Annotated in this window: 8 protein-coding genes; 4 read left to right on the top strand and 4 right to left on the bottom strand. The window is 53.7% G+C overall.

All coding sequences use genetic code 11. From position 1 onward, the window contains the following. Window positions 1–68: 68 nt before the first annotated feature. Window positions 69–422, top strand: a complete 354-nt coding sequence (locus Q3C19_RS11420) for a helix-turn-helix domain-containing protein (RefSeq protein WP_302729407.1) — start codon at window positions 69–71, stop codon at window positions 420–422. A gap of 9 nt (window positions 423–431) precedes the next feature. Here the strand turns inward: Q3C19_RS11420 and rsgA are convergent, their stop codons facing one another. Then, on the bottom strand, window positions 432–1364 hold the full coding sequence (rsgA, locus tag Q3C19_RS11415) for a ribosome small subunit-dependent GTPase A (RefSeq protein ID WP_302729405.1): 933 nt from the start codon (window positions 1362–1364) through the stop codon (window positions 432–434). 133 nt (window positions 1365–1497) lie between these two features. Beyond that, entirely contained in the window at window positions 1498–2058 is a 561-nt protein-coding gene (gene frr, locus Q3C19_RS11410) for a ribosome recycling factor (RefSeq protein ID WP_302729403.1), read from the bottom strand. 660 nt (window positions 2059–2718) lie between these two features. Between frr and Q3C19_RS11405 the strand changes: the two genes are divergently transcribed. Then, a complete protein-coding gene (locus tag Q3C19_RS11405; RefSeq protein WP_071150585.1) occupies window positions 2719–3480 on the top strand; it encodes a hypothetical protein in 762 nt (253 codons plus the stop codon). 67 nt (window positions 3481–3547) lie between these two features. On the opposite strand, the gene Q3C19_RS11400 is transcribed toward Q3C19_RS11405, so the two are convergent. Continuing rightward, a complete protein-coding gene (locus Q3C19_RS11400) occupies window positions 3548–7351 on the bottom strand; it encodes a GDSL-type esterase/lipase family protein (RefSeq protein WP_302729400.1) in 3804 nt (1267 codons plus the stop codon). 182 nt (window positions 7352–7533) lie between these two features. Continuing rightward, entirely contained in the window at window positions 7534–8244 is a 711-nt protein-coding gene (pyrH, locus tag Q3C19_RS11395) for a UMP kinase (protein WP_022162665.1), read from the bottom strand. A 244-nt stretch (window positions 8245–8488) separates the two neighbouring features. On the opposite strand from pyrH, the gene Q3C19_RS11390 reads away from it, so the two are divergent. Together Q3C19_RS11390 and Q3C19_RS11385 are read left to right on the top strand one after the other, a co-directional pair. Beyond that, window positions 8489–9610 (top strand): efflux RND transporter periplasmic adaptor subunit, encoded by a 1122-nt coding sequence (locus Q3C19_RS11390; RefSeq protein WP_302729397.1) that lies wholly within the window; start codon window positions 8489–8491, stop codon window positions 9608–9610. 13 nt (window positions 9611–9623) lie between these two features. Then, window positions 9624–12662, top strand: coding sequence for an efflux RND transporter permease subunit (locus Q3C19_RS11385; protein WP_302729395.1), 3039 nt, complete (start codon window positions 9624–9626; stop codon window positions 12660–12662). The last annotated feature ends 30 nt before the right edge of the window (window positions 12663–12692 follow it).

Below are 12692 nucleotides of genomic sequence, written 5' to 3'. Positions count from 1 at the left end.
TGATTGTAAGATACTTACACGTATGTAACTTTTGCTGGATATGAACGGATTGTAAAAGGTTAAAAAGAATGAAAAACTTTCATCATGTAGGTGCCTGTCCTGTGCGCAACGTGCTGGACAGGCTGGGAGACAAGTGGACAATGCTGGTACTTATTACGCTGAAAGCGAACGGAACGATGCGTTTCAGCGATATCGCGAAGTCTATAGGTGATGTGTCGCAACGGATGCTGACCGTCACTCTGCGGCATTTGGAGGCAGACGGGCTGGTGAGCCGGCAGGTTTATCCTGAGGTGCCGCCGCGGGTGGAATATGAACTGACGGGAAGCGGCTATAGCCTGATGCCCCATATTGAGAATCTGGTGGCGTGGGCGTTAGAGCATCAGGACGAAATTCTGTCGAGACGTAGCCGGACAGAGGGGTAACAGTCAGATTTAATACCCCGAACGGTATTTGCCCTCCTCCTTATCTTCGAGCATGCTGAGGTAGGACTGGTAGCGCGACTCGCTGATGTAGTGCTCTTCAACGGCGCGGAGAACGGCACAACCGGGCTCGTGGCGGTGGGTGCAGTTGCCGTAGCGGCAGTCGGCCGAGGTGCGGAAGATTTCGGGGAAGTAGTGGCCTATTTCCTCTTCTTCCATGTCGAAGGTGCCGAAGCCTTTGATGCCCGGCGTGTCGATGATGTAGCCGTCGCCTTCGACGGGGAACATTTCGGAGAATGTAGTGGTGTGCATTCCCTTGTTGTGGACGGTAGATATCTCGCCCGTCCGTGCGTCGGCTTCGGGCAGGATGGCGTTGATGAGGGTGGACTTGCCTACGCCCGAGTGGCCCGAGAACAGGGTGACGCGTCCGCGCAGTTCGGCCTTGATGGCGTCGATGCCCAGTCCTTGCTTGGCCGATACCTTGAAGCAGGGGTAGCCGATGGTGGTGTAGAGGTGGATGAGGCTGTCCAGATAGTGCAACTCGTCTTCATCGTAGGCGTCTACCTTGTTGAAGATGATTTTGACGGGTACGCGGTAGGCTTCGGCCGAGGCCAGAAAGCGATCGATGAAGGTGGTGGAGGTTTCGGGATAGTTGACGGTGACGATGAGCATGCACTGGTCAAGGTTGGAGGCGATGATGTGCGATTGCTTCGACAGGTTCGAGGCGCGGCGGATGATGTAGTTCTTGCGGTCCTCGATTTCGGTGATGAAGGCGGTACCTTCTTTGTTTTGGATAATCTGCACGAAGTCGCCCACAGCCACGGGATTGGTGCTGCGAATGCCTCTCAGGCGGAAGTTGCCTTTTACCTTGCATTCAATGCACTGGCCTTCGTCGGTCTTGACGAGGTACCAGCTGCCTGTATTTTTGATGACAAGCCCTCTCATTTAATTGAAAATTGAGAATTGAGGATCAGGGAATGAAGAACGATGAATGAAGAATGAAGAATTGGGCTGCGCAACAGCCACCCGTAAGGAAATTCTTCATTCTTCATTCTTCATTTTTCATTCTTCATTCAGTTTATACCGTCATGATTTCTTTCTCTTTAGCGGCCAGCATTTCGTCGATCTGCTTGATGTACTTGTCGTGCACCTTCTGCAGCTTCTCTTCGCCGCCCTTCTGTGCGTCTTCGGCCAGGCCTTCCTTGACGGCTTTCTTCAGTTGGTCGATGGCGTCGCGACGGGCATTGCGCACGCTTACTTTGGCTGTTTCGCCTTCGCCCTTACACTGTTTGGCCAGTTGCTTACGCCGTTCCTCGGTCAGCGGCGGTATGCCGATGCGGATGATTTCGCCGTTGTTTTCGGGCATGATGCCCAGTGCAGAGTCGATGATGGCTTTCTCGATGACGCGGAACATGCTCTTGTCCCACGGCTTGATGGCGATGCTGCGTGCGTCGGGTGTCGTCACGGCTGCCACGTTGTTGATGGGCACCATGCTGCCGTAGGAGTCAACACGGATACCGTCCAGCAGGCGTATGTCTGCCTTTCCGGCACGGATGTGGGCCAGTGCGTCGTCCAGATACATCACTGCCATGTCCATTTTCTCCTGCGCTTCGCCTAAGATGTCTTTTACGTCTTTCATATCGTTTCGTTCGTTATAGGATGGTTGATTTGATTAAGTTTAGCAAATGTAGCGTATTATTCCTTTTCTTGCAACAAAGTGGAGATTTTTTTGCTCGTTTGGCTGACACGACTTGTTTTCGCTACTGCCGAAATAGAAGCGAAAAAGGAATCGGAAGCGCATAAATATGCGGTTTCTGCCCCCGAAAAGCCTTGTTTCGGGGGGCAGAAACGCTTGTCCGGCTCGTGTTCCGTGCTTGTTCGGCTGGCGAACAACGCTTGTGTGGCTCGCGAACAATGCTTGTTCGGCTCGTCGGGAATGCTTGTTGCGGAGGAAAACAGGGCTTTTCGGCTCGGAAAACAGCGTTTTCGGCCTTCGGAAACCTTGTCTTTTTTCTATTTCAAATGTCCGTATTTTGCTATCGCTCTGTATCTGAGGTGAATGCGAAAAATTGCTTCCGTTTTTTTCGACGGACGGGCTGTGGGACGGAAATATCGGATTCTAGGCGGGTTGGCGATGCAAAGTGTCAAAATGTCGACTGTCGGTTGTCGGCGCGCAAGGTGGGCGGATGGCTGTCGGCGGGCGGTTGAAAAAAAACTCCTGATTGCCGGTACGGCATTTGGAGGAAATACATATCTTTGCTCATCGCCAACAGGCGAACGAAGTTAAATATCGAAATAGATGAAAAAAGGCTTGCTGTTTTTCTTTCTGATGTGTGCCGGTGCTTGTCTTCCGGCCTTGGCCCAACAAGATGATGCGAGGGCTCTTCAGTATCACGAGATGCGTTATCAGCCCCAGCTGCACTTTAGCGTGGGTGTGGGGGCGAATACAGATATGAGCGAACCGTCGCCCAATCCGGCTTCCCTGCTGTTCGGGGTACGTCCGGAGACGGTGCCCGCATTCGACTTGCGGATGATGCACCTGTTTGCACCGCGCTTCGGGTGGTATGCCGACGTGCGTTTCAAACTGTTTAAGAGCCGCAACGTGTACGAAACTCTGGGGTCGCAGCTGGGTGAAGCGTTGCTGAACAAGCTGTTGCCGGGAATCGACCATCTGCATCTGGCCTACAGCATAGGCGGTGTGTTCCGCATCGAGGGCGACCGCTGGCAGTGCTATCCCCGTCTCGGAATCGGGCAGAGCTATTATGGTACCAACCGCAAAGCAGAAAGCATTAAGGAGGGCGAGAAGGAACTGTTGCTGAACTGCGACGGGGCGGCCATCTGCCTGAACTTCGGTGTATCCACGCAATATCGCCTGACGCCCCGGATGGCTTTGCTGTTCGACGTATTCTGGCAACAGCCGCTCAGCACGGCCAAGAGCTACCTGTACGAAAAAGAAGGCGAGGCCGAAGCTCAGGAGTATGTCTACCGCAGCAGCACCATCGGGCGCGAACTGAATGTCAGTCTGGGAGTCAACTTCTGCTTCGGCCCCGCCCGTCGTTAAGGGGGTGCCGTTGGCGGGCAGTTTTGCCCGCCGGTAGTGGCATGTCTTGTGCCTGAGGCAGGCGATGCTATTTCACATAACGCTTCAGCTTGCGGGCGATGCGTTCGTATCCCTCACGGTTGGGGTGCAGACCGTCCGAGAAGAGCTTTTCGTCTATCTTGCCATCCTTTCCGACAAGTGTGTCTGACAGGTCGAGCACGCGGACGTTCGGACTGGCCGACAGGGCCTTTTCGAGGAGGGTATTCAACCTTTGCAGTCTTTCTTCATAGCCCCGGCGCGGCAGAATCTTGACAACATACAGTTGGGCCAGCGGCTGTTTCTTCCCGATCCATTCCACTGTTTTCTTTATGCCGCGGACGATTTCTTCGTTAGTGTTCAGGTCCAGATTGTTGGTGCCCAGCATCATGAAGACTTTCTGTGCCCGAAAGCCGTCCAGCTCGCCGTGCATGATTCGCCACTGCACGTTTTCGATGCGGTCCCATCCGTAGCCCATATTGACGACGGTCTTTCCTTCGAACAGCTTCTGCCATACGTCGTCGGCAGCTTTACGCTTTTCGAAAGGTTCTCCTCCCCAGTAGTGGGTGATGGAGTTGCCCAACATCACAATCTGCGGCTGCACCCGGGCGTTGTAAGCCAGCACTTCTTCGTGGCGCTTGCCCCATTGGTATATGCTGGCGTCGCGGTGCTGCCGGCACGGTACGAACGACGATGGGCCGAGTCCGGCGTACAGTATGCCGGTAATCTTCTTGTAGTAGGCATCGGCATACTGTTGCATTCCCAGGTCGGTAGCGTGTACGCCGTCCACCTGGCTGTCCATGCTCAGACCCAGTTCGTCGAAGCTGAGGTAGTACAGGTTGTCGGTCTCCTTCTTCATGTTCTCGTATACGGCCCGCAGTTGCTTGTTCGTCTGTTCGAATGCTTCCCGTTTCTTGTCGGAGGCGCGGTAGCCCATGTATCCGTCATGTTCCACCAGCAGAATGGGAGCGTTGCTTTTGCTGCGTATCATGCTGATTCCTTTTTCCAGGCGGGGACGTATCAGTTCTGTCCGTTCGCCCGTCATGTTGGGCATGCAGTCGATGACGTACAAGGCTGCATCCGTTTCGGCCAGCAGACCGAAGAAGCCTTCATCCAGTTGTCCGTTGCCCGAGAAGCCCAGGTTGACGACCGGCATGTCCAGTTTGCGTTGCAGTATGTTGGTCCATGCCATGCCCGGACGCGAGGCGCATGCCCCCTGGGCGATGGAAGTACCGTATACGATTACCGGCTTTTCGGCCGACGGACGTACGAACTCGAAACGACTGCCTGCGGGTACGCCTATCTGCAGCGATTTCACTCCGTTGTACAGCGGCAGATACAGGGTGTATTCATTCCCTTTGTTGTGTGTATTGCGGTAGGTCAGATCGGCGTATGTGTAGCGTATGGTGTCGCCAAACTGGTATTTTCCGGCACACCAGTATTGCCGTCCTTCGCAGTCCATGGTGTAAAGGTCCACTCCGCTTACTCCCGTTGCAGGCATGTGGGGCATGGCCAGTCCGCCTGTTGTCTGATATTTCACCTGAATGGAAGTTGCGTTCGTATAGAATTTGATGTACAGTCCGGCTGTCTCTAAAGATAAGTTCCATACTGGTTTTCTGACTACTTCTTGGGCTCTTTGCGGCAGTCGCTGGTAGCGTCCACCCGTTTCCTGATTCCAGCAGCGTCCCTGGATGGGCAGTACGGAGTCGGTAGCCGGATTGTACCAGACGGTTTCCGGCTGGCGGTCTGTCTGGATTATTTTCTTCAGGTGCGAGGCTACACACTCGTATCCTTTACCGGTCAGGTGAATGTAGTCGCCGGCATACAATCCGTCGCGAATGCTTCCGTTTTTATCCAGGAACCATTCTGTGGGATTGATGTATTTTACTCTTTCGCCGAAAGTCCTCGTCTGAAGCACTTCGTGGATGCGATCGCACTTTTGCCGTATATTGCTGTTCTTTTCTTTTCCTGAGGGGAAGAGTCCCAGTAGTATGATTCTCGAATCGGGGAACTGGCGGTATGCTTCTTCCGTGACGGCAATGATGCCTGCGGCCGTGTCGTCGGCTTCGTCTTGTCCGGCTATCAGATTGTTGATACCGATGGCTATTACCACGTATTCGGGATGGCATTTGTTATAGTTGCCGTATTTTACTCGCCACAGCAGGTTCTGAGTGCGGTCGCCAGAGATGCCTGCGCTTTCCCAGTTGCCTTCGCCCCATGCAAGGTCCATAGCTGCTTTGCCCGGTTTATGTGTCACCAGCTGCCGGTTGCCTCCCCATCCTTGTGTGATGGAGTTGCCAAGCAGCAGAAGTTTCAGTTTACGTCCTTCCAGTGATGTCTCGATGTCGCGTGCCACTGTGTGCCATTCCGAACCTTCTACCCATCCAGCTGCCGAGCGATATTCGTTGCCCGGTACGGCGTGGGTGCAAGGGTTGGAAAAATGTCCCGTAGCCTTCAGAATGAAGCGTACAATAGGTGCTGGATTGTTTAAGGAGTGTGGATGGTGGCCGATGCCGGGCTTGTGAATCACGGTGATAGGCGATTTCAGCTGTCGCATTTCAGCTTCGAAAACAGCGGTATTCTCTGCCACTGGGACTACGTCGTCGGCGTCTCCCACTACATGCAATACGGGAATACGGGCTTGCGCAATGCGTGCGGCGTGATCCAGCGGATTTCCTTTCCAGTTGGTCGCTTCTTCTTCACTGTCGAAGCCGTAAGCCTTCAGCATCCGTTCGATGTCCTGTTTCGAACCGGTATATGCTCCTTTTCCCATCGGCCAGCTTTTGATGTCCATAACCGGTGCGTCGGCATAGATACATGCTACTTTATCTGTATTGCGGGCTGCCCAGTTGTATACGATCAATCCTCCGCGACTCATGCCTTCGAGCACCGGTTTCTGGTGGAATCCGTGAGCTGTCATGAATTGGTAGAACTTGTTCCAGTGTTCGATTGCCTTGTCCGAACCATACAGATCGGCTACTTCACAATAGGCAATGTGGAATCCGTGTTCCAATAAGTCGATGTCGGTTTGCGGTTCGTGTCCCCAGAAACGTGCTCGCCACACCCAAGGACGCCCCTTGGCTTCTTTTCGTGGCTTTACTATCTTACAGGAGATACCCTCTGTCCGGAAGTCGTATCCCTGATATCCGTGAAAGTTGAAGGGGGTGGATTGGGTTGGAATAAAATCTGTTTGGCTGGTTGTACCGTCATTCAGAATATAATCGCCTATCTTTCGTGCCATTATGCCTGCACCGATAGACGAAGGGTGCAGGCGGTCGGGCATCAGCGAACGATCCCATTGATCGCCGAAGATGTTGAATAGGTTGATAATGCCAAGTCCGTTTTTATAGGCCAACTGTTCAACGGCCGGCTTGACTTCGTTCTCGATGATGCGTGGATTGATGGTGTTTTGTGCGGTCAGAAAACAGCGTACAGGTGTGAGCAGAATAATTTGCGGATGAGAGGGAAGCGCCCGGTAAGTGTCTATCAGTGCTTGATAGTCTTTCGCAAATTGCTCTTTGTATTTCCAGTTCTGGGGTTTCGTATCATTGGTTCCCAATTTGATGAGTACGATGTCCGGCAGAAATTCTTTAGAATCTTTGTATACTTTGGTTTGTACGTAAGGGTGGTCTCCTTGGGTCAAGACCGTGGTTCCGTTTTGCCCGAAGTTCCGTATTTCGTAGTTTTCTCCTAAATAGTATTGTAACTGAGCTGGATAGCTGTTCTTTTCTCTGTTGGCAATGCCGGCTCCGTAAGTAATGCTGTTGCCGACACAGGCTATTTTCACTGTACGTTTTGCCTGTACACTCGTAAGGCAAAGCAGCAGACAGATACATAGGAATATGACTCTTTTCATGTTCGGTATATAGATTGATTTAGGGTCTGTTTATGTTTCATTACGTCCCTGTATGGGAGCTACAGAAACAGTTTAGGTACGGATTATCAGGATTGCTGGTTTTCTGTCGGGGGAATGAAGTGACATATTCGCATATCCTGTAATCCGTACCTAAAAAAGATTCTGTAAGAGCTTGTTTATGGTCAATTATGAACCAGCGTACCTATTTCCTCGCCGGCGATGACTTTCTTCAGGTTGCCCACGGTATCCATGTCGAAAACGATGATGGGCAGGTTGTTTTCCTTGCACATGCAGGTGGCGGTGAGGTCCATCACCTTGAGGCCGCGGCGCAGCACTTCGTCGTAGGTGATGTCGTGGAACTTCGTGGCTGTCGGGTCCTTTTCGGGGTCGGCGGTGTAGATGCCGTCCACGCGCGTACCTTTCAGCATCACGTCGGCTTCAATCTCGATGCCGCGCAGTGAAGAGCCTGTGTCCGTGGTGAAGAAGGGGTTGCCCGTTCCGGCAGACATGATGACTACTTCGCCTGCTTCCATGCATTCGATGGCGCGCCATTTATTGTAGAACTCACCGATGGGCTCCATGCGTACTGCTGTCAGTACACGTGCCTTTACACCTGCGGCCACCAGTGCCGAGCTCAGCGCCAGGCTGTTGATGACTGTAGCCAGCATACCCATCTGGTCGCCCTTCACGCGGTCGAAACCTTTTGAGGCTCCGCTCAGTCCGCGGAAGATGTTTCCTCCGCCGATGACGATTCCTATCTGTACGCCCATTGCGTGTATTTCCTTAATCTGTGCTGCATATTCGGCCAGACGCTTCTCGTCGATGCCGTACTGCTTCTCGCCCATCAGGCTCTCGCCGCTGAGCTTCAGTAAGATTCTTTTGTACATTGCCATAATTCATTCAGTTTTTCGGTTTGGGGCAAAGGTAGGAAGAAAAAACGAGAGCAGGTGTAAGTGACTTCCTGAATTTGTTGCGTGGCGGTGCTGAAAAAAGGCAAGTTCTTCTTTCGATTGGCATTTTCTCCGTTTCAGTCGCCCGAAACTTCGCTTGGGTAAGAATTCTCTCATATCCTTCCGGCTTCGCTTTACTTTTGCAGCAGTGATTATATGCAGAAGTAAACGAGTTATGAAGAAGAAAATGAAAACAGAACTTTGTGGTGTGTGTCTGGCTCTGCTGCTGACAGCATGCGGAGGGCCGGCCGAAGAAAACCGGGCATTGCCCGTAGTCAGCGTGGTGCAAGCCGAAGCCGTGACAGGCAGCGGCAGCCGCAACTATACCTTTATCTCCGAACCCTGCCGCACGACTGAGTTGGCCTTCCGTGTGGGCGGACCTGTGCAGAGCTTTACAGTACAGAGCGGTCAGTTCTTCCGCAAGGGGCAACTGATTGCCGCTATCGATCCGCGCGATTTCCTTGTCCGCAAGGAGCGCGCCGAAGCCCTTTGCCGTCAGGCCGAAGCCGACTATCGCCGTACGGCCAGCCTGTACGAGAAGAATAATGTATCTGGCACCTTTTGGTGTTGCGTAATAGTTAGACTTATACTCAACCTGTACGAGAAGAATAATGTATCTGGCACGGCTTACGAGAAAGCCCGTGCCGACTATGCCCGCGCCCGTGCCGATTACGACATGGCGCTGAACGAACTGAACGATACCCGGCTGATAGCCCCTTTTGATGGCTATGTGCAGCAGGTATACATCGAACGCCATCAGGAAGTGAAAGCCTCGCAGCCCGTGCTGACTTTCATCGACCTTTCGCAGGTGAAACTGGAAACTTACGTGCCCGAGGACATGGCCGTATCGCTTCGCCGCGGGGTGCCCGATTCAGTGTTTCAAGTACGCTTCGACCGTTTGCCTGGACAGGTGTTTGCTCCTGCCGAAACCTATCTGACGCAGACGGCAGCCGATAATAATCTCTCTTTCCGACTCACTCTTTTACTGGACAATCAGGACAATAGCTTGCTTGGAGGAATGGCAGGGAGTCTCTCTGTATCTCTCTCCTCAACTTCTGCTTCACTCTCCTCTCTGGCCATTCCCCAGGCGGCTGTCTGTCAGGACGACCGCCGGGGCAGCTATGTCTGGACGGTGCAGGCCGACGGCAGTGTGAGTCGTTGTCCGGTTACATTGGGCCGTTTGCTGAAGGATAGCCGCGTAGAAGTTGTTTCTGGCTTGAAGCCCGGTCAGCAGGTAGCCGTGACGCGTCAGGCCTATCTGAACGAAGGCGAAAAGGTAGTAGTGGAACAGGCTGATGCCGCAGAATAGGAGGGAACATCGCATGAAGACGATTGCTAAATTTTTCCTGAAGAACAAAGCGCTGAGCCGGCTGTTACTGGGGCTGATATTGCTGGGAGGCATCATCTCGTACATCGGTATGGGTAAGCTGGAGGACGCACCGTTCACCATCAAGCAGGCCGTAGTGACCACGACTTATCCCGGTGCTTCGCCGTTGGAAGTGCAACAGCAGGTGACCGATGTGCTCGAAGAAGCCATACAGTCGCTGGGCGAGCTTTATTATCTGAAGACGGAAAACCGCGCCGGTCTGTCCAAGATTACCGTTTATGTGAAGAAAGAGATACGTGCCGATGCCATGCAGCAGCTTTGGGACAAATTGCGCCGCAAGGTAGGCGATGCACAAAGCAAGCTGCCTGCAGGAGCAGGTACTTCGGTCGTGAACGACGACTTTGGCGATGTGCTCGGCGTGTTCTATGCCCTGAGCAGCACGACACGTACGTACCGCGAGCTGGAAGATCAGGCCGAACGCATCAAGAACGAACTGCTGGATGTGGAGGATGTGGCCCGGGTGGAACTTTTTGGTGTGCAGAACCGTACCATCGAGATAGAGGCCGATCCTGCGTTGCTGGCTGCCAGTGGGGTAACGATGGCCGACATCGCTGCTGCCTTCGATCGCCAGAACCGTGTAGTAGATGCCGGTGCGGTAGAGACGGCACACAACCGCCTTCGTGTGGAGGCATCGGGTAGTTTCACGACATTGGAAGAACTGGAGAACCTGACAGTAGTGTCGCGTAGCGGAGCTTACTTCCGTTTGGGCGAGATAGCTGCCGTGAGCGAAGCCTATCTGCACCCGGCACGCAGCCTGATGCAGACCGACGGCGTACCGGCCGTGGGCATTGCCATCTCGACTGTGGCCGACGGCAATGTGGTGGATATGGCCGAACGGGTGGCTGCCCGCATCGGCAAGCTGGCCGACGCAATGCCCGAGGGTTATCACCTCTCTGTCGTTTACGATCAGGGCCGCGAATCTGCCGCTGCTAACGATGGCTTTGTTCTTAACCTCATCATTTCGGTGGTGACGGTGGTAGCTGTGCTGCTTTTCTTCATCGGCATGAAGAACGGTATCCTGATAGGCAGCGGGCTGGTATTCTCCATTTTCGGTACACTGATATATATGTATGGTACAGGCATCGCCCTGCAACGCATGTCGCTGGCAGCCATCATCATTGCAATGGGTATGCTGGTAGACAATGCCATTGTGGTCTACGATGCCACGTTGGTCAACATGCAGCGCGGCATGCGCAAGCGGACAGCCATCCTTTCGGCTGTAGGCACTACGGCTATGCCTTTGCTGGGAGCTACGCTTATCGCCGTACTTACTTTCCTGCCTGTTTACCTTTCGCCGCACATCACGGGCGAACTGCTTTCATCACTCTTCATTGTGATTGCCGTGTCTCTGTTGCTCAGTTGGGTACTGGCCATTTCGCAGAATGTATTCTTTGTGCAGGAGTTCGTACGCCGTCCTCGTCCGGAGGAGCTGAAAGGTGAACTCTTCCAGGGACGTCTTTACGACCGTTTCCGCCGTGCTTTACGGTGGACCATCCGTCGTCGTTATGCTGTGTTGGCGGGTATGCTGGGACTGCTTCTGTTGAGTGGCATGGCTTTCCGGATGATTCCCCAGCAGTTCATGCCTTTGCTCAATAAACAGTATTTCTCTGTAGACATGTGGCTGCCCGAGGGTACCCGCGTGGAGGAGACGGCCCGTCAGGCCGAGGCACTGGCCGACACGCTGATGCGTCGTGCGGGAGTCAGACATGTATCGGTTTTCGTAGGGCAGACACCGCCGCGTTACTATCTGGCTAACGCTGCTTATGGTCCGCAGAGCAATTATGCCCAATGTCTGGTCGAGGCCGAAAGTCCTTCTGTAGCCCGGCAGATGCAGGCAGGCTTGCAGGATGAGTTGTCGCAACGCTTCTCGGACGCACTGGTACGTGTCAACCGTTTCGAACTGAACTCCATTCCGCAGGCACTCATCGAAGCACGTTTCTGTGGAGACGATCCGCGGGTGCTCGACTCGCTGACGCAGGCAGCTATCGACGTGATGCGGCGCAATCCCAAAGTAATGAATGCCCGTAACGAGTGGGGTAACAAAGCCATGATGTTTCGGGCAGCCTACGACCCTGTAAAGGCTGGACGTCTGGGTTTGGGCAAGGCCGACCTGATGACAGCCGTAAAGAGTACGGGCGATGGTACAGCCGTAGGCATCTACCGCGATGGCGACAAGCAGGTACCCGTATTGTTGCGCACGGCGGGTGGCAACAACCTGTCGCAAGACGGCTTGGGCGACCTGGCTGTATGGAACGGACGCAACTCTGCCCCGCTGGCACAGCTGACCGACAGCATTGCCCTTGCCTGGGAGTGGCCGCTGGTGAAGACCTACAACCGGCAACTTTCGATGGCGGCTCAGTGCGACGTCCGTCCCGGTCACACGATGAAGGAAGTGCTTGGCGAAATCCGTAGCGAGATTGAACAGATGCAGTTGCCGCCGGGTTACACCTTCTTCTGGGACTCGCAATACAAAGACCAGAAAGAAGCTATGGCCGCACTGACGAAATATTTCCCCCTGGCACTGGTGTTGCTGGTACTTATTCTCGTGGCATTGTTCGGCAATTTCCGCCAGCCGTTGCTCATCTTCCTCATCCTGCCGCTTTCGGTCATCGGGGTGGTGATAGGCATGTTGGTGACAGGTTTTCAGTTTGGCTTCTTCTGCATTGCGGGCTGGCTGGGGTTGCTGGGTATGATTATCAAGAACGTCATTGTGCTGGTCGACGAGGTGAACCTGCAACGCAAGGCGGGTGTAAAAGCTTCGGATGCCATTGTTGAGGCTACGGTGTCGCGTACACGGCCTGTGCTGATGGCTGCCGTCACGACCATCTTTGGCAGCATCCCGTTGCTGTTCGATGTGGTGTTCGGCGGTATGGCGGCTACCATTGTCTTCGGGCTTTCGTTTGCCACGTTGCTTACGCTCTTCGTGACACCTGCTCTTTATGCAGTTTTCTATCCGGAAGCAGCCAAGAAGTGAGCTGTTTTGTACAGAACATTAATCAGACAT

Origin of the sequence: Bacteroides sp. ET489, from assembly GCF_030518095.1 — a bacterium.
Classification (GTDB): Bacteria; Bacteroidota; Bacteroidia; order Bacteroidales; family Bacteroidaceae; genus Bacteroides; species Bacteroides ndongoniae.
The sequence above is the reverse complement of the archived record's forward strand: the minus strand, read 5'-3'. Positions and strand labels throughout refer to the sequence as shown.

Coding starts and splice junctions, on each gene's coding strand:
- Q3C19_RS11420 (WP_302729407.1), top strand. CDS start 69: ATGAAAAACTTTCATCATGTAGGTGCCTGTCCTGTGCGCAACGTGCTG.
- rsgA (WP_302729405.1), bottom strand. CDS start 1,364: ATGAGAGGGCTTGTCATCAAAAATACAGGCAGCTGGTACCTCGTCAAG.
- frr (WP_302729403.1), bottom strand. CDS start 2,058: ATGAAAGACGTAAAAGACATCTTAGGCGAAGCGCAGGAGAAAATGGAC.
- Q3C19_RS11405 (WP_071150585.1), top strand. CDS start 2,719: ATGAAAAAAGGCTTGCTGTTTTTCTTTCTGATGTGTGCCGGTGCTTGT.
- Q3C19_RS11400 (WP_302729400.1), bottom strand. CDS start 7,351: ATGAAAAGAGTCATATTCCTATGTATCTGTCTGCTGCTTTGCCTTACG.
- pyrH (WP_022162665.1), bottom strand. CDS start 8,244: ATGGCAATGTACAAAAGAATCTTACTGAAGCTCAGCGGCGAGAGCCTG.
- Q3C19_RS11390 (WP_302729397.1), top strand. CDS start 8,489: ATGAAAACAGAACTTTGTGGTGTGTGTCTGGCTCTGCTGCTGACAGCA.
- Q3C19_RS11385 (WP_302729395.1), top strand. CDS start 9,624: ATGAAGACGATTGCTAAATTTTTCCTGAAGAACAAAGCGCTGAGCCGG.